The 16,795-nt window shown below is 58.8% G+C and carries 19 protein-coding genes and 2 tRNA genes; 18 read left to right on the top strand and 3 right to left on the bottom strand.

Annotated elements, in window-relative coordinates:
- Positions 1-11: 11 nt before the first annotated feature.
- Together LAP85_24540 and LAP85_24535 are read right to left on the bottom strand one after the other, a co-directional pair.
- Positions 12-875: a tetratricopeptide repeat protein gene (locus LAP85_24540; protein ID MBZ5499579.1), complete on the bottom strand. Its 864-nt coding sequence runs from the start codon at positions 873-875 to the stop codon at positions 12-14.
- A 27-nt stretch (positions 876-902) separates the two neighbouring features.
- A complete protein-coding gene (locus LAP85_24535; protein MBZ5499578.1) occupies positions 903-1,502 on the bottom strand; it encodes a type II secretion system protein GspG in 600 nt (199 codons plus the stop codon).
- 178 nt (positions 1,503-1,680) lie between these two features.
- On the opposite strand from LAP85_24535, the gene recG reads away from it, so the two are divergent.
- Both recG and rsmD read left to right on the top strand, forming a co-directional pair.
- Entirely contained in the window at positions 1,681-3,849 is a 2,169-nt protein-coding gene (gene recG / locus LAP85_24530; GenBank protein ID MBZ5499577.1) for an ATP-dependent DNA helicase RecG, read from the top strand.
- 8 nt (positions 3,850-3,857) lie between these two features.
- Positions 3,858-4,415, top strand: coding sequence for a 16S rRNA (guanine(966)-N(2))-methyltransferase RsmD (rsmD, locus tag LAP85_24525; protein ID MBZ5499576.1), 558 nt, complete (start codon positions 3,858-3,860; stop codon positions 4,413-4,415).
- Between the two features lie 169 nt (positions 4,416-4,584).
- On the opposite strand, the gene LAP85_24520 is transcribed toward rsmD, so the two are convergent.
- Positions 4,585-4,953, bottom strand: a complete 369-nt coding sequence (locus LAP85_24520) for a hypothetical protein (GenBank protein MBZ5499575.1) — start codon at positions 4,951-4,953, stop codon at positions 4,585-4,587.
- Positions 4,954-5,050: 97 nt separating this feature from the next.
- On the opposite strand from LAP85_24520, the gene LAP85_24515 reads away from it, so the two are divergent.
- The 16 genes from LAP85_24515 (at position 5,051) to LAP85_24440 (ending at position 16,722) form a co-directional block, all read left to right on the top strand.
- Positions 5,051-5,656 (top strand): RNA polymerase sigma factor, encoded by a 606-nt coding sequence (locus tag LAP85_24515; GenBank protein MBZ5499574.1) that lies wholly within the window; start codon positions 5,051-5,053, stop codon positions 5,654-5,656.
- 187 nt (positions 5,657-5,843) lie between these two features.
- The gene (gene coaD, locus LAP85_24510; GenBank protein ID MBZ5499573.1) at positions 5,844-6,332 is read left to right on the top strand and encodes a pantetheine-phosphate adenylyltransferase; all 489 of its coding nucleotides are present in this window, start codon (positions 5,844-5,846) and stop codon (positions 6,330-6,332) included.
- 41 nt (positions 6,333-6,373) lie between these two features.
- Complete coding sequence (locus LAP85_24505) at positions 6,374-7,693, top strand: M23 family metallopeptidase (GenBank protein MBZ5499572.1); 1,320 nt, start codon at positions 6,374-6,376, stop codon at positions 7,691-7,693.
- On the top strand, positions 7,690-8,235 hold the full coding sequence (locus LAP85_24500; GenBank protein MBZ5499571.1) for a hypothetical protein: 546 nt from the start codon (positions 7,690-7,692) through the stop codon (positions 8,233-8,235). Before LAP85_24505 ends, LAP85_24500 begins: the two co-directional genes overlap by 4 nt.
- Positions 8,236-8,360: 125 nt before the next feature.
- Positions 8,361-9,236, top strand: coding sequence for a diacylglycerol kinase family lipid kinase (locus tag LAP85_24495; protein ID MBZ5499570.1), 876 nt, complete (start codon positions 8,361-8,363; stop codon positions 9,234-9,236).
- Between the two features lie 185 nt (positions 9,237-9,421).
- On the top strand, positions 9,422-10,747 hold the full coding sequence (gene der, locus LAP85_24490) for a ribosome biogenesis GTPase Der (protein MBZ5499569.1): 1,326 nt from the start codon (positions 9,422-9,424) through the stop codon (positions 10,745-10,747).
- A gap of 109 nt (positions 10,748-10,856) precedes the next feature.
- Positions 10,857-11,126, top strand: a complete 270-nt coding sequence (locus LAP85_24485) for an HU family DNA-binding protein (GenBank protein MBZ5499568.1) — start codon at positions 10,857-10,859, stop codon at positions 11,124-11,126.
- A gap of 5 nt (positions 11,127-11,131) precedes the next feature.
- Positions 11,132-11,515 (top strand): MerR family transcriptional regulator, encoded by a 384-nt coding sequence (locus tag LAP85_24480; protein ID MBZ5499567.1) that lies wholly within the window; start codon positions 11,132-11,134, stop codon positions 11,513-11,515.
- A 19-nt stretch (positions 11,516-11,534) separates the two neighbouring features.
- A tRNA-Pro gene (locus LAP85_24475) sits at positions 11,535-11,611 on the top strand.
- A complete protein-coding gene (gene surE / locus LAP85_24470) occupies positions 11,578-12,405 on the top strand; it encodes a 5'/3'-nucleotidase SurE (GenBank protein ID MBZ5499566.1) in 828 nt (275 codons plus the stop codon). Before LAP85_24475 ends, surE begins: the two co-directional genes overlap by 34 nt.
- A gap of 34 nt (positions 12,406-12,439) precedes the next feature.
- A tRNA-Pro gene (locus LAP85_24465) sits at positions 12,440-12,516 on the top strand.
- Positions 12,517-12,914: 398 nt separating this feature from the next.
- Positions 12,915-14,336: a GIY-YIG nuclease family protein gene (locus LAP85_24460; protein ID MBZ5499565.1), complete on the top strand. Its 1,422-nt coding sequence runs from the start codon at positions 12,915-12,917 to the stop codon at positions 14,334-14,336.
- On the top strand, positions 14,333-14,758 hold the full coding sequence (locus LAP85_24455; GenBank protein ID MBZ5499564.1) for a hypothetical protein: 426 nt from the start codon (positions 14,333-14,335) through the stop codon (positions 14,756-14,758). Before LAP85_24460 ends, LAP85_24455 begins: the two co-directional genes overlap by 4 nt.
- Before the next feature lie 8 nt (positions 14,759-14,766).
- On the top strand, positions 14,767-14,976 hold the full coding sequence (locus LAP85_24450; GenBank protein MBZ5499563.1) for a hypothetical protein: 210 nt from the start codon (positions 14,767-14,769) through the stop codon (positions 14,974-14,976).
- Positions 14,973-16,328, top strand: a complete 1,356-nt coding sequence (gene dnaB / locus LAP85_24445; GenBank protein ID MBZ5499562.1) for a replicative DNA helicase — start codon at positions 14,973-14,975, stop codon at positions 16,326-16,328. Before LAP85_24450 ends, dnaB begins: the two co-directional genes overlap by 4 nt.
- Positions 16,315-16,722, top strand: coding sequence for a hypothetical protein (locus LAP85_24440; protein ID MBZ5499561.1), 408 nt, complete (start codon positions 16,315-16,317; stop codon positions 16,720-16,722). Before dnaB ends, LAP85_24440 begins: the two co-directional genes overlap by 14 nt.
- The last annotated feature ends 73 nt before the right edge of the window (positions 16,723-16,795 follow it).

The following is a 16,795-nucleotide window of genomic DNA, read 5'->3' as shown; positions in this document are numbered from 1 at the left end:
GGCGCATCAGCTTACTGGTTGCCGATCTGTGCCAGGAGTTCGTTGGCTCTTGCAGTCAGGGGGTGGCCGGGGTACTTTTTCAAAAAAGCCTGAACCTGCTCGCGAGCTTCCGGGCGTTTGCCTGCTCGCAAAAGCACCTGGCCGGCGAGAATGAAACTGCCGGGCACCACGTTGCTGTCGGGAAAATCCTTGCGCAGGCGGTCGAGAGCGGCCAGGCTGCCTTCCACATCGGACCGGTCCGCTTTGCATACAGCCAGGTAAAACATCGAAGCGTCCGTTTTTTTGGACTTGTTCTGCGGATCTCTCTGAATGATCTGGGCGAAATGTCCTTCTGCTTCCGTGTAATTGGAGCGGCTGAAGAGTCCGTAGCCCAGCTTGAAGCGCAGCTCGATATTCTCCTGATCACGGATCAGCGCCGTTCTGAGGTTTCCCAGCGACTCAGGGTCGGCGAGCACTGCTTTCAATTTGTCGATAAACTCCTGGGCTGGATAATATTCCTCAAGCCTCGTAAACTCCTCTCCCGAGGATGTCATCAGCATCACTGTGGGCAAGCCACTAACTCTGAACTTCTTGGCCAGCGCAATGCCGTCCCCATCCTTTTCGATGTCGAGTTTTAGAAAAACATATCGACCGCTCAAGGCGATCACGGCTGGCTGCGCCCAGGTTTCCTTTTCCATTATTTTGCACCACGGGCACCAGTCGGCAACCATTTCGGCTATGATCATCTTATGTTCGGAGGATGCCTGTCCAAGCGCCGCCGAGAGGCTGCGGAGCCACTGGATTTCGGCTTGTGCCGATGGATAAGAAAGCCCGGAGCCCGGGAGGAAGATAAGTAAGCAAATGGCAGCAACTGTCGTTCGGAGCCCGAAGCTCATGGATTCCTCCCGGATTTCCGATGCCCTCTAGCGAGGGAAGGTTTTGGTCAGTTCAATGTCGTCCGGTGTACCCTGCTTGCCGTCGGGCCCTGCGGAAATGAGGCGGATCGCGTCGGAGCCCAGGCGGAAAGCGGCCAAGGGATGTTTCCATGCATCCTCGCGGATCAACGGCGATAGATAAAGCGGGTAGAGAGCATCCGACAATCCGATGTAGTCTTTGAATTCCGGCAGACGGCCGTTTTTCTGCCGGTAGGCTTCGGTTGCGGCCGCGATTTTCTCGAGAGACTGCCGGGTCTCGTCAATTTTGACCTGCTGCAGGGCTCGCATGATGTCGTTCACTTTTTCCCACTGCCCATGGCCCACGCGGACCTCGCAAACCACCCACTCGCTGCCACTCCTCTGCAGGCGGAACGCGGAATGGAGCTGTGTTTCCACGACCGCCTCGCTCGACCCCACCTGTGTGACCGACAGCACTTCGAGGTCTGCCTTCGTCAGCGCGTCGGCAGGAGAACCGACAATCACGTCGCGAGCTGTTTTTTTGTTGACCGCCCGTCCGCCGCATCCGTTAGGTAAGAAGGACAGACCGATCAAACCGGCGTACCAACAGAGACGGCTGAAATTTCGCATTGGCCAAATCTATAGCAAACCTCAGACCATTGCAATGATGCCCGACAGAAACCACGGGAAAGGAGTTTAGATTTTGGATTGCGGATTTTGATTTGGAACATGCCTGGATTGGTCCCAGGTGAACCACCTCAACCAGTTCAAAATCCAAAATCGATAAATCGGAGACTATAATGAGCTTATGCCAAATTCCGCGGACGTGGCTGAACGCAAGACGATGAGTCTGGATGCATCGGTTCAATACCTGAAGGGCGTCGGCCCAAAACGTGCCGAGGAACTTGCGGCGCAGGGCATCCGCACGGTCGGCGACCTGCTTGACTATCCTCCCTTCCGCTACGAAGATCGCACCGAATACCGCCCCCTGCGATCGCTGCGCGAAGGAGAGTGGGTCCTGACCCGGGGTCAAATCTGCAGCGTGGGGGGATTTGAAACGCGCCGCCGCAGACTTTCGGTGTTCGAGATCCTGGTGCGCGACGGGACCGCGAGCGTCGAACTCAAGTTTTTCAATCAACCCTACCTGCGCAACGTCTATCGGCAGGGAATGAAACTCGTCATTTATGGCCAGGTGAAGCGTGATACCTACGCCCGCGGAGCGCTCTGCTTCACTAATCCCGAGTGCGAAGTGCTCGAGGAGGAGTCTGCCGGAATCTCCGTGCACTCAGGGCGCGTGGTGCCGATTTATCGCAGGCTGGGCGCCCTGCGAGCCCGGGCGCTGCGCCAGATCCTTTATAGGGCGGTCGGTGGCATGCCGCCGGAAACGGTCGATCCGCTGCCTCCCTACCTTCGCCGCCAGTACCGCCTCCTCCCCCGGGCCAGGGCTCTGGCGCTGATCCATTTCCCGGAACTGCGGGCAACTGCTCCCGATGCGCGTGCCGCAGAAATGGAGATGCTGAACCGTGGCCTCTCGCCGGCCCACAAACGCATGATCTTCGAAGAACTTTTTCAGGCTCAGGTCGGTGTCGGGCTGGTGCGTGAAAGCCGGACACGTGTCCTGAAAGAAAGAAAGCTGCGCCTGGGTGAAGAGGTGCGGCGGGCGATCAAAAAGATCCTTCCGTTCCATCCGACCGTTGCGCAGAAACGCGTCCTGAAGGAGATTGCGGAGGACATGTGCTCGCCGCGCCCCATGAGCCGCCTGCTGCAGGGGGATGTCGGATCGGGGAAGACGATCGTCGCCGCGCAGGCTGCGATCATCGCCGTGGAGAACGGATTCCAGGCGGCGATCATGGCCCCTACGGAAATCCTGGCCGAGCAGCATTATTTCAATTTTCGCAGGCTTCTGGCACCGCTCCGTTACCCGATGGACATCCTCAGGGGCAGCCTGCCCGCAAAGGAGAAGCGGGGGGCACTGGAGCGCATCCGCAGCGGCGAGACGCGCGTCGCAATCGGGACGCACGCGCTCATCCAGGAAGGGGTGGAGTTCCGGAATCTGGCATTGGTCGTCGTCGATGAGCAGCACCGCTTTGGGGTCATCCAGCGCAATGTCCTAAAAAGCAAGGGGAAGTTGCCTGACATGCTGGTCATGACCGCCACCCCCATTCCCCGCTCACTGGCGCTGACCTTGTATGGCGACCTGGAGGTCTCGGTGATCGACGAATTGCCGCCCGGCCGCCGGCCCATCCAGACGCGCTGGATCCAGGGAAAGGAACGCGCCGAGGCATTTGACGAGATGCGCAGGGTAGCGGCAGAGGGGCACCAGGTCTACGTGGTCTATCCGCTGGTGGAGAAGACCGAGAAGTCTGACCTGCGCGCCGCCACCCAGATGGCCGCACAGCTCCAGGAAAAGATCTTCCCCGATCTGCGCGTCGGCCTGCTGCACGGGAAGATGAAGAGCGTCGAGAAAGACCAGATCATGAACGCTTTTGCGGCTGGAGAAATCCAGATCCTGGTGGCGACGACCGTAATCGAAGTGGGGGTGGATGTCGCCAACGCCACCCTCATGGTGATCGAGCATGCCGAACGATTCGGCCTGGCGCAGCTTCATCAATTGCGCGGGCGCGTGGGACGCGGCGCCGCGCAGTCGCTGTGCCTTCTGATCGGCAACGCCCGCGGCAACCCTGAAGCCCAACGCCGCCTGGAAATCATGTGCGAGACCAACGACGGCTTCCGCATTGCCGAGGTCGATCTCGAGCTGCGCGGGCCCGGTGAGATTGTGGGAACGCGCCAGTCGGGCATGCCCGTGTTTAAGTATGCGAACCTGGTCCGGGACCGGAAGGCGTTGGAGATCGCCCACACGGAAGCACAGCGGTTCATCCGCATGCTGAAGACCAATGCCGATGAAGAATGCCGCCGTATCGGGGCGCTGATACGGGAGCGGTGGCGCGACCGCTACGACATTGCATTGGCAGGATGAAGGGCATCATGCGCATCATCTCCGGCAGGTTTCGTGGAAGAAGGTTGAAGGGCCCCCGCGGCGCGGCTCTGCGCCCCACCGGCGATCGTCTCAAGGAAACACTGTTCAACATTCTCGGAACCCGAGTCAGCGGAGCCATCGTTCTAGATGTTTTCGCCGGCACCGGGGCAATCGGGCTCGAGGCGATCAGCCGGGGCGCGCAGGAAGCCGTTTTCATCGAGGCGAGCCAAGAGGGTGCGCAGCTGATCCGGCAGAATGCCGACTTGTGCGGCGTCACCTCCGGATACCGCATCCTCCATGGAGATGCTTTTACGTCCTTCCGCGCGCTGGCTCGCGAAGGCTTCCGGGCGGATATTACCTTTCTCGATCCTCCCTATCAGTGGGGCCCCTACTGCGACCTGCTCGAGACCCTGTTCCGCGTCGGCATCTCCATGCCGGAATCGCAAGTCGTGGTCGAACACCACCGGAGAGCCGAGCTGCCGGAATCGGGGCTCGGTTTCCGGCGCGTCCGTACCGTGCACCAAAGTGACAAGTGTCTCAGCTTTTACCAAAGGACCGAGTGCTGAGTGCCGGCTTGCGAATAACAGTAGCGTGCGGATCAAGCCCCGCCCCCCTCATCATTCGTGACTCACTACCCATCCCTTTCATCTCTCCCGCCCCATGCAGGCCGGAGAGCTTCGGAGAGGTTGAGTGCACGTATGACAGTAATGTCCGAATAGAACTTCAACTTTCCACTCAGTACTCGTCACTTTCCTTCTTGCGATTCTCAACTATCTGAAGGACTTCCGAGAGGCGCTGGTGCAGTAGTTGGGCTTCGCCCCTGGACTTGCGGTCCTCCGCGGGCAGGGGCTCCCTCAGCAGGTCCAGGACCTGGGGCCAGCAGAACCGCCTTCCATAATTCCGGCTGTAATAACGGCGGATTTCCCTGACGCACTTGCGCATGCGGTCCTCTGTTTCCAGATATTGGCGCCAGCGCTCGCGCGGCGTTGCTTTGCTTTCCGAAGCGATCGCCACTGCGAGGCGCGACCGGGCTCTCTCCATGGCGAAAAGGAGTTCGCGGTAGAGGAGATGGTCTCTGCTTCTGACGGGTTCCCCCCTGATCACATTCTCTCCCGCTCAAATTCCCTGAAATGGCAGCGGCCCACCCGAAACAATACTGACGCGACGACCGTCCCTCTCTATCTAACGGTCCATGGAGCTTTTGAGCCAAGAAATCATGGATGCCGGCGATTGCGGGAAAATGGACCTCTCAGCCATCGTGGAAAGCTTGATGCTCCATCATCGGGGCAGGTGGCTCAGGTTCGTCCAGAGGATGGTGGAAAACCGGGCGGATGCCGAGGACGTCCTGCAGGAAGCGGTGCTGAAAATGCTTGTGCGCGACCGGCACTTTTATTCACCCGATCAGGCCAGGATGTATCTGGGGCGCATCATCTGCAACACGGCCATTGAGCTCTATCACACGCGCAAGCGCAATCGCCGGCAGTATCGCCCGCTGCATGAACATCTGCTGCCAGCGCCCAATTGCGGGGAACCGCTATGCTTGCTGGCGGACCAGGAGGAGTTGCAATCGAACGCGCGCGTGCTCACTCTCCTCCATGAGGGCCTAGCCCGGCTTCCGGTCAAGCAGTACGAGGCGCTGCGCCTGACGGTGATGGACCCGGCAATCGAGTCCATTCGCGACGCAGGCGTGGAGCACGATATCCCCTATTCAACGCTTCGGCACCGGAGGCTGCAGGGTCTCCGGCGGCTGAAACGATTTCTGCAGCGGGCGCTGCGTGCCGGCCCTGCGAGGCTTTTAATGGCATAACTGACAAAATCTCAACGCCGAGGCCGCAGAGGACGATGAGAATATCATGAAGATCTCTCTGCGCCCTCTGTGGCTTCCGCGTTGAGATTTTCTTGGATTCCTTGAATTGGCGTACGGGTACCCCATATAATGGCACCTCAAACCTGAGACCAGTCATTCTTGAGGGCCTGTCGATAGCGGATTGTGCATGAAGATTCGAGCGGTCTATCCTGGGACTTTCGATCCTGTCACCAACGGGCACCTGGATCTGATCTGGCGTTGCGCGGCGCTATTTGACGATGTCGTCGTCGCGATCCTGAGCAACACCGACAAGGTCCCGTTTTTTTCCATCGAAGAGCGGGTCGAAATGCTGGAGAACGTAGTCAACGATCTGCCGAACGTTTCGGTGACCACCTTCGGCGGGCTGCTCGTCGATTACGCCCAGCAGATCAAGGCATCGGTGATCGTGCGCGGCATCCGTGCGATCTCCGACTATGAATACGAGCTGCAAATGGCGCTGATGAACCGGCGGCTCTCTTCAAAGGTCGAAACCGTTTTCCTGATGCCGGCGGAAGCGTATTCGTACCTGAGTTCACGCCTTGTCAAAGAGATTTCGGCGCTCGGAGGGTCCGTGCGCGGGCTGGTTCCACCGATTGTGGAGCGGCGTCTCAAACGCAGATATGGCCGCCAGTCCTAGCCGGCGCAATACCCGACCTCGCCGTGCGAAGGGAGTTGGCTTTGAGTTTTGACAGAAAGCCCGGCAAATCATACATAATCGTAGAGCGACGATCTCTGTGTGTGGTCCTCCTCGCTTTCCTGCTCCCCTTGGTGGGCGCGGCCGGCTACCGCGTATTGGAGCACGGAAAAGCTGCCCCGCCCGTGCTGTCGGCGATCTCGGTTCCACACGCTCCCAGCCTGCCCGCGGCACCAAAGCTCATCGAGTTTTCCGACAAATTCCGCAAGAACGAAACGATCACCAATGCCCTCATGCGCCACGGGTTGACGAAGGAGCAGGTCATTGAACTGGTGAAGATGGCGCGTCCTGTCTGGCCGCGCACCAAGGTGGTCGCCGGAGAGGAGTTTCAGGGCAATCTCTACCCGGATGGTGCGTTTCACGAGTTCCGCTATCGCATCGATCCTGATCGCTGGATCACGGTCTATCGCGACGGAGACAAGTTTGTCCCGCTGGTTAAGAAATTCGACCTTGAGCTTCGCACGGTCGCGGTCAATGGCGTCATCCAAAACTCCCTGTTTGTAGCCATGACTGAAGCCGGCGAGCGTGAGAATCTTGCAGGTGATTTTTCCAACATTTTCGCCTGGGACGTGGATTTCGATACCGACATCCAGAAGGGTGACAGCTTCCGGATTTTGCTGGAAAAGAAGTATCTGAACGGGAAATTCGACCGTTATGTCAATATCCTGGCTGCAGAACTCAGCGTCGGTAAGAAGCGTCTCGCCGCCTTCCGTTTTCAGAACGAGTTTTACGATAGCAACGGAAAGTCGCTCAAAAAGTCGCTGCTCAAATCCCCTCTGAATTTCGCCGCGCGCATCTCATCGCGGTTTTCCGGTGCCCGTCTGCATCCGATCCTGAGGATCGTGCGGCCCCACCTGGGCGTCGACTACGCTGCGCCGGTCGGAACGCCTGTCGCCGCCGTGGCTTCGGGCAGAATCGTATTTGCCGGATGGGACGGCGGCTTCGGCAACAGCATCCGTCTACGCCATGCTTCCGGTGGTTTGGAGACTGTGTATTCCCATCTGTCCCGTATCCTGGTCCACAGCGGCCAGCAGGTGGCGCAAGGGGAGCGCATCGGCAATGTGGGAGCCACCGGGCTGGCCACGGGACCCCACCTTGATTTTCGTGTGATGGAGCACGGAAGATACATCAATCCGACCAAGAAGATCGTTCCGGATGCTCCGCCGGTGGCGGCGAACCTGATGGCCAGTTTTGCCGCACTGCGTAATGACTTGCGCGGCCGTTTGGACCAGCTCACAAACGGCGGGACGGACCTTGCCAGTGCTGCTAACCCCGCTATCGCAGGAGGACCGACTTCGAAATGAAAACCATACGGTTGTTCTTCTTTATTTTCGCCGGCCTGCTTCTGCTCGCATCTGCGGCACAGGCACAGGAGATAACGGCTTTCCTGGGCGGAGTTTTCCCTGGCAACGGCTCAGTCAATGGGGTTCCCACATCGTTGGATCGGGGGCCGATCTTCGGCGTGCGGCTCTGCACTGGTTTCGCCGTTTTTTTGAAGCTTGAGCATACCCTCGCCTTCAGCAATGACTTTCTGTTTCCGCATGACGTGCCCGGCGTTGCCAGCGCAAGAGGAATCCTGTTCAATTCCAACCTGCTCGCGAACATTCCTGTCGGGAAGGCCGTTCCTTATGTCACCGCCGGTCTGGGCTTGATCCACCAGTACGGCTCAGACAACCTGCCCGTTGGAACCAAGTTCGCCGTCAATTACGGCGGCGGATTGAAATTCCCCAAGCTGTTCGGTCCGGTAGGCCTGCGTATCGATGCCCGCGGATACACGGCGACACGCGTTTTTTCTCACTCCGTGAACATGTTCGAACTCAGCGGAGGAGTGCTTTTCAGTTTCTGAGTGTTGGGCGGGGGAGACGATTTCGGATTGCGGATTTTGGATTTGAAGGCGCCTGCCATCGACTGCATTTCTGGAGTCGTGAAATCCGCAATCCAGGATCAACACCGGGCATTTGAAGGCAGACCTTGAAACTAGCCATCATTGCCAATCCGATCTCCGGGGGTGGCCGGGCCTGCAAGCAGCTGCAGCGCCACATCCAGGCGTGGGCCCACGCCGATTGGGAAGTGGAGATGCAGGCCACGAAATGCGCCGGGCACGCGGGCGTCCTTGCGCGCGAGATTCTCGACCGGCAGCCCGATCTGCTTGCCGTCTGCGGAGGTGATGGCACCCTCAATGAGGTTCTCTCGAGCGTTCCTGAACCCCCGTTTCCGGTGGCCATGATTCCGGCAGGCACCGCCAACGTCCTGGCCCGGGAACTGAGCTTGCCGCTGAATCCGATTCAAGCTCTCGACATCGCTCTGAAGAGAGTGGTGAGGCGGGTGGACCTGGGCATTCTGCAGGGGAGGCAGCAGCACCGCTTCCTGTTAATGGCCGGAATTGGTCTTGACGCCTACGTGGTCTCCAGGATGCGCCCGAACAAGAGGAGGCTGGGCATCGCGTCCTTCTATCTTGCGAGTCTGCGCGCGTTCCTGTCCTATTCATTTACAGAGTTTTCCGTCTGCGCGCCGGATGAGACTCTGAAGGCGACCTCGTGTCTTATCTCCAACACTCGTTGTTACGGCGGCGGCCTGGTGTTTACCCCTGAAGCCGACATGAGCGACGGCCTTCTCGACATACTCATCCTGCGTGGGAAACCCGGTATCGAACACTTCCGCTTCATCTTTTCCGCCTGGCTCGGCAGACCTCGTCCGGCTTCTTGCGTTCAGCGCCGCCGCCTGCCGGCCTTGAGGGTCGAGGGTCCTCGTGGGCTCTGGGTTCAAACGGATGGCGAGCCCATCGGAACACTTCCCATCGATGTCACGCTCTCGCACGCCTCTTTCCCTCTAGTCGTTCCCGTCTAGTCGTCCGACCTTCGACATCAGGCCTCCGGCCTCCGGCCGGAAGAAATCGTAATTTCACCAAACCCTCCTTGGACCGGAGGTCTGAACTCGGAAATCGGAAATCTGAGGTCGGACGACTGCGGTCGTGGATTGATCTTGACCGCCGGGACACCGATCCCTATTCTTTGGGCCGGAGCCCAGCGAACATGTTTCGAGTAGCCATCGTCGGCAGGCCCAATGTCGGCAAGTCCACTCTTTTCAACCGGCTGTGCGGCACGCGCAAGGCGATTGTCGGCGACGAGCCGGGCATCACGCGCGACCGCATCTATGGAACGGCCACGTGGGCCGGCCGGACCTTTGAAATCCTGGACACCGGTGGCGCGATCCCGGACGTGCAGGACATGATTCCGCGGAAAATCCTCGAACAGGTCGAGAAGGCCATCCGCGAATCGAGTCTACTGCTGCTCCTTGTGGATGGCCGCGCGGGCGTGACGGCGCCGGATGAGCAGCTGCTCCCCATCTTGCGCCGGTCGGGAAAGCCGATCTGGGTTGTCGTAAACAAGATCGACGTGCCCGCGCTCGAAGCCGAAGCGGCGGCGTTTTACGCCTGGGGCGCGGAAGAGCTGTTCGCCGTCTCGGCGGAGCATGGGCGGGGCATTGGAGAATTGCTCGATGCGATCGCCGCGCGCGCCGGTGATGGTTCTCTCGAACCGGCACCGGCGCCTGCGGAGGAGATTGCCGTCGCCGTGGTCGGGCGCCCGAATGTGGGAAAGTCGGCGCTGGTAAACCGCCTGCTTGGTATGGAACGGACGATTGTGAGCGAGATTCCGGGAACGACCCGGGATGCCGTGGACACGCTGCTGATCCGCGATGGTATCCGCTACCGGATCATCGACACGGCGGGCATCCGGCGCAAGGGCCGGACCGAGGGCCGGACCGAGAAGGTCAGCGTCGTAATGGCGCGCAAAAACCTGGAGTATGCAGAGGTGGCGCTCCTGGTACTGGACGCCGAGGAAGGCGTAACCAAGCTCGACGCGGCGATCGGCGGTTACGCCGAGGAGTCGGGTTGTTCCGTCCTCATCGTGCTCAACAAGTGGGACAAGGTCGAGAAGCACGAGCACATCGTCGAGAAGTTCACGGAGGCGATTCGCCGGCGCATGAAGTATCTGGCCTACGCTCCCGTCCTGACCGTTTCCGCCCTGACGGGGCAGCGCGTCTCGAAGCTCTTCGATATGATCCAGCAGGCTTCGGAGGCCCGGAAAATCCACGTCCCGACCGGGTTGTTGAACAATATATTTGCGCCGGATTTGACCGAGAAATGGGCTTCGAGTAATCCCGGGCAAAAGCTGAACATACGCTACATCACGCAGGCACGCTCCTCCCCGCCCACCTTCGTGGTGTTTACGACGGGCCGCGAACCGCTGCACTTTTCGACCGAACGCTTCCTCATCAACCAGATCCGGGAACGGTTCGGATTCGGCGGCACGCCGATACGTATCCGGCAGCGTACCAAGCCTCCCCGCAGGCGCTAGGATTATCGCCTGATCTTGAACCACCTTTGGAGGTCTGTTGACACCAGCGGAGTGCAACACTAGTATAATGGAGTTGCGTCGATCCCAACCGGCTGGTTCCAGAGCCAGAATGAACAAAGACGACCTCAGCAAGGCGGTTCACGACATTCACGGGGGCATGTCCTACACAGACGCGCTGAAGATCGTAGACGTGATCCTTGAAACAATCAAGAAGCGGCTGGTCCAGGACGAAAAAGTCGTGATCAGCGGATTCGGCTGCTTCCGGATTGTGAAAAGGAAGGACAGAAGAGGCGTAAATCCCCGCACAGGGGATGCTATCGTTATCCGGGGCAGGAAGGCGGTGGTCTTCAAACCTTCCAAATACCTTAAATCGCTCTGACTATCATGCAGTTCACTACCAGCAAGCTCTACTACCGGATCGGCGAAGTTTGCGACATTGTCGGGGTGGAGGCGCATGTCCTGCGCTATTGGGAAACCGAGTTCCCCAGTCTCGCGCCGCCGAAGAACAAGGCCGGGCAGCGAACCTATCGGCCCAAGGATGTCGAACTGCTGCTGACCATTCGCAGGCTTTTGTACGACGAAGGATTTACCATCGCCGGGGCGCGCAGGCAACTTGCGCGCGGGACAAGGGATGCGGCGGCGCTCGGGCAGCCACGCCGCGAGATTGTCGCCAAACCGTCGAAACCCGCACCAGCTGCTCCTGCGCAGCGGCTCAATCAGGTCCGCGAGGAGCTGGAGAATATATTGACTTTGCTCGATCGCGAGTGATACTGTGCAGCTTGGCGGTCGGGACGTAGCGCAGCCTGGTAGCGCACACGCTTGGGGTGCGTGTGGTCGGTGGTTCAAATCCACTCGTCCCGACCATATTTTTTATCGTGGCTCTATTTCTCCTCACAAACGATGATGGTATAGACGCGGAAGGCCTGAAGCTTCTCGAGAAGTGTCTCGATGGGCTGGGCGAGACCGTGGTAGTGGCTCCCGACCGGGAACGCAGCGCTGTGAGCCACAGCCTGACCCTCCGCACCGCGTTGGAATTGCGGCAGCTCCGCCCCAACTACTTCACCCTCAACGGCACACCTGCCGATTGCGTTATTTATGCATTGGCGAATGTTCTGACGGTGCAACCCGATCTGGTGATTTCGGGCATCAACCATGGCGCCAACCTGGGCGACGATATCATGTATTCAGGTACGGTCGCCGCGGCGCGCGAAGCCTCCCACCGCGGCATTGCCGCTGTTGCTGTATCTCAGGCCTATGACGAAAGCCCCATTCGCTTTGAAAAGGGGGCGAAGTTTGTCAGAACACTCGTCATGACCATCCTGGAGCGAAGGTCCGGCAGCGGCCTTTGTCTGAACGTAAATATCCCGGTGCGCCGAATCCGCGGGGTGAAGATCACGCGCCAGGGTTGCTCGCAGCGGTTCCCTCACTTCAACTCTCTCGACCGGGGCGACGAGGCCGCGACCGCTGATCCGGAAATCGTCGAAGATCGACACAAGTCAAAGATTCCTGCCGATTTCCAGACCATCATGGAACATTACATCTCAGTGACTCCTCTGCAGCGGGATCAGACGGATTATGCGATGGTGGATTCGCTGCTGAAAGATCCGCCGCGCCTGTTCCGCCGGTTCCGGCTGCCCGGAATTGGGTTGATCGGCTGAAGAATTTACGCTAGGATTCTTCGCTGACTCTGTACGGGGCGTGGCGCAGTTTGGTAGCGCGTACGGTTCGGGACCGTAAGGTCGGAGGTTCGAATCCTCTCGCCCCGACCACCTTTTCTTTCCTCCAAATATATCAAAATCATTGTATTACGGCTGAGTAGTGCAACTCAGCCGGCAGGTCGAAGTCTGCCGTTTTCGACTTGTCTGACAAATTTCTGACAAATTCAAAGTTGGAGGCTTCTCGAATCAGCCCTAAACGAACCGAATCGCCGCTGTGTTTTGGCGGTTATTTCGTTCGTTTTACGCCGCAACTCGTGCCGCGAAACTTACGGCCGCAGGCGTCTTCGCCCCCAACTGAGAACTTTGTAGCGATTGCATTCTGTTTTCGCACCCGCAGTGTGTAGGCCTGTCGGGTCGTGCTTTTTTGGCGCGGACCGGCGAGACCGTGCTCTGGACGGAGGTGTGTCGTCATGATTCAAACCGACTCTTTCTTACCGGAGGATTTATCGATGGCTCGCATCAGAACGGTCAAACCAGAGCTGTTCAAGCATGAGGAGTTGTACCAGGCCGAGAGGGAGTCTGGGCTCCCGCTCAGACTGGCATTCATTGGGCTTTTTACCGTGGCCGACCGGGAGGGGCGCTTCAAGTGGCGTCCGAACGAGATCAAGCTCGACGTCCTGCCGTACGACGAACTGGATTTTGAGGAGGTCCTGGATGGGTTGCACGCGGCTGGCTTTATCTTCAAATTCTTCGTTGGAGGGAAGCCCTACGGGGCTATCCCAACATTCGCGGAACATCAAGCGATTAACAACAGGGAAATGGACAGCAAGCTTCCTGGTCCGAATGGCCCCGAAGTGCAGCCAGGGATTCCGGACGGAAAGACATTCGTTTACCTTATCGTTTCTCCGCACGCGAAGGCGTTCAAGATTGGCAGGTCGCGCAACATTGACGGCAAGCTGAGAGACATCCGGGCGATGTCGGCGTGCCCTATCGAGTTGGCTGATTACATCCTGGGCGACAAAAACCTGGAAGCTGAAATATATCGGGCGCTCATCGGCCATCGCAACCACGGGGATTGGTTCCGGTGCAGCGAGGAAGCCGCTTCGATACTCGGCGCGTGGTTCACGCGTGCTTCACGCGTTTCTGACGTGTGCGGCACGCGACGGGATGAAGCAGCCGAAAACAAGACGCTGGACAGCGATCTTGGGGCATTCCACCCAAATTCACGCGTGGCTGACGCGTGCCCCACGCCACTTGATAGCGCTCAAGGGGAAGGGAAGGGAAAGGAAGGGAAAGGAAAGGAAGGAGATGTATGCTCGGAGCGCAAAGCGTCCTCGCCCACCGTCATCTCGATTCCACTTGTTAGCGGCAACGAACGCAACATCACCCAGGCAGATATTTCGGAGTGGTCCAATCTCTTCCCGGCTGTTGATGTCATGCAGGAGCTCAGGAAAATGCGGGCTTGGTGCATAGCCAACCCCAACCGCCGGAAAACGCCCAAAGGAATTCTGCGATTTATCACTATCTGGCTTTCCAGGGAGCAGGACAAGGGACGCGGCGCCATAAATCCAATCCAGCCAGCCCAGGGTGCCAATACCGCTACGCCGCCGACTCCTGAGCACAAGTTCGACTGGAGCCATTGCGAGATTTGCCAAGGCGATGGGCGCCTCCATGTTCGGACCAAGGCCGCTCCTGGCAGCGAGCCGGCACCGGATGATCCGGTAGTTCCCTTCTACAAGCTGTCGGATCCCCGGCGGATCGTAAGCCTAGACGCCGAGTATCCGAGCAAGGAATGGCGCATTGTGAATTTCCGCTGCTCATGCCCTGCCGGGAAAGCCAAGACGATCCCGCAATCTTGGCCGCGGTTGAAACCACCTCTGCAGTCGTTGAACGCAGACGAGTGGCCAGTAACCGCAGGTGTTGTGCATTGATACTGATCGGCAACCTGCCCGGCTTGAAGGGCGTGCGGCGAATTGGATCCAGCATCGACAGCATCCTGCACGGACAAGGCCGGATTCGAGGCAGCTATCTGGCAGAGGAAGGCGGAAGGATGAGCGAGAGACGGAAGAGAGTAAACGCCAAGCGAAAAGGTACGCGGAACGAACACAAAGCCATTCGAGCGCTCGAGGATGCTGGATATCACTGCACCCGGAGCGCCGGGAGTCTTGGGCTTCTCGATATCATCGCGATAGGTCGCCAGGGGATCCGTCTGGTGCAGGTGAAAACGAACGAGGATGCTCGGCTGCATGAACGAGAGCAAATCCAAATGTTCGACGGCATCCCGCCGGGAGCCACCAAGGAAGTCTGGATCTACCAGGACTACGCGCGCAAGCCGGTAATCAAAGTGCTGTAGGGGGCTCAATGGAAACCGAGCAAAAAGACAAATGCTACCGCCACTGTCTGCGGTTTGGCCAGGCTGTCGTGGTGATCGCAGCGATGATCAGGCAGCTGATAGATCGCAAGTACACGGGGAGTTTCACCATCCATTTCTGCGAAGGCAAAGTCAACAAAATGGACCAGCACGCTTCCTATTCGATGGACGAAGTGAAGAAGATATCGGAGGCTGTGTGAGCGTAACCAAATTCAAGCCGTCGGAAAACAGGTCCATCCCGTGCAGTCTCGATGCCGAGAAAGCGGTCCTGGGCGTCGCGCTTCTTGACGACAAGGCGATCTACACAGCCCGCGCGCTACTCACGCCCGAGGAGTTCTACCCTGAAGCTCACCGTCGCATCTTTGAGGCAATGAGCGTCTTGGCCGTTCAAGGCCGACCGATCGAAATCATTACGGTCAAGAACGAACTCGAAAGAATGGACGCCCTGGACAAGGCCGGCGGGGCTGTGTACCTGGCCTCGCTGACTGATGGGATGCCACGAGCGCTCAACGTCGAGCACTACGCCCGGATCGTCAAAGACAAGTCCGCCCTGCGGCGGACAATTCAGGTTGCGAACGAGGCGATCCAGAAGTGCTTCGCCGGTGAGCATACGCCCGAGGAGGTCCTGAACGCTGCGCAGCAGGGCCTGTTTCGGATAGCAGGCCAGGCGTTCCGGGGCGGGTTCGAATCGACAGCGTCGCTGATGGGGCGCGTCTACAAAGCAATCGAGGAGCAGGCTGAGAAAAAGTCTACCATCACGGGAGTTCCATCCGGATTTCCGTGCCTCGACAAACTGACGGCGGGATTCCAGCCGGGCGACCTCGTGATCCTGGCTGCCCGCCCCGCAATGGGGAAAACCACGCTTGCGCTCAACGTGGCTGCGCATGTCGCGCTCTGCCGCCACCGTTCCGTTGGCGTCTTCAGCCTGGAAATGACCAAGGAGCAGCTGATGAAGCGGCTGCTGGCCGGCGAAGCCGACGTAGAGGCTCACCGGTTGAACACTGGATTCCTTGGGCGAGACGACTGGGGCAAGATCGCCACGGCAGCGGCCCGGATTGCCGAAGCGCGAATGCATATCGACGACACTGCCGGCGTGTCCGTCATGGAAGTGCTATCCAAGGCACGTCAACTCCAAATGCAGCACGGGCTCGATCTGCTCGTCATCGATTACCTGCAGTTGATGTCAGCTGGCAGGCGGATCGAGAACAAGGTTCAGGAAATCACCGAGATCTCGAAGGGCCTGAAGACGCTCGCGAAGGAGCTGAAGATCCCCATTATTGCTCTCAGCCAGCTGAGTCGGGCGATGGAGAAATCATCCGGCGGGCGGCGCCGACCGCAGCTATCGGATCTCCGGGAGTCCGGCTCGATCGAACAGGATGCCGATACCGTGATCTTCCTATACGAGGACGATCCTGCCAACGACACCGAGCTGATCATCGGGAAACAGCGCAACGGCCCGACCGGGACTGTGAGGCTGCGCTTCTTGCGCGAATTCAACAAGTTCATCGAGATGACTGAAAGGGAGGAGGCTGCTGTCAGTGGCTACGAGTAGAAGGAGGAAAGGACAGCAGGCCGCTGCCGAGTCTCACGGCAAGCAGATCGACTTGCCGAACATAGCAAATGAGCAGGCTCAGCAAGCCAATGAGGCATCAGAGACCATGTCGCTGGAACAGGCCGGGCTCGATAAGTTGCGTGCCTTATATCCGAATGGGCACCCGCGCTTCTTACACCTGCTTATCGAGGAAGCCCGGCTGCACCATGACAAGAATCACGACTACGCCAAGGGTGGCCCAGTGTTCGGGAATTTCGAGCGCGTGGCCGCGATCCTGAGGTTGTATCCAGGATTTCCCTATGACACCAGGGAAGGTGTAAACGTGACCTACCTATACGTTATTTGGAATACCCGACGGACTCTGATACAAGAGGAGCTCCATGGCGCTTTGTAGGGACGGTAGGTTCCGTAGGAACCACCGGCCCGGGCATAGATTTTGACTTGGATGCGGTACTCCTCGGCAAGGA

The sequence above is a fragment of the Terriglobia bacterium genome (assembly GCA_020072565.1).
GTDB lineage: Bacteria > Acidobacteriota > UBA6911 > UBA6911 > UBA6911 > JAFNAG01.
Note: the sequence above shows the minus strand (reverse complement) of the source record. Positions and strands in the feature narration are given on the sequence as shown.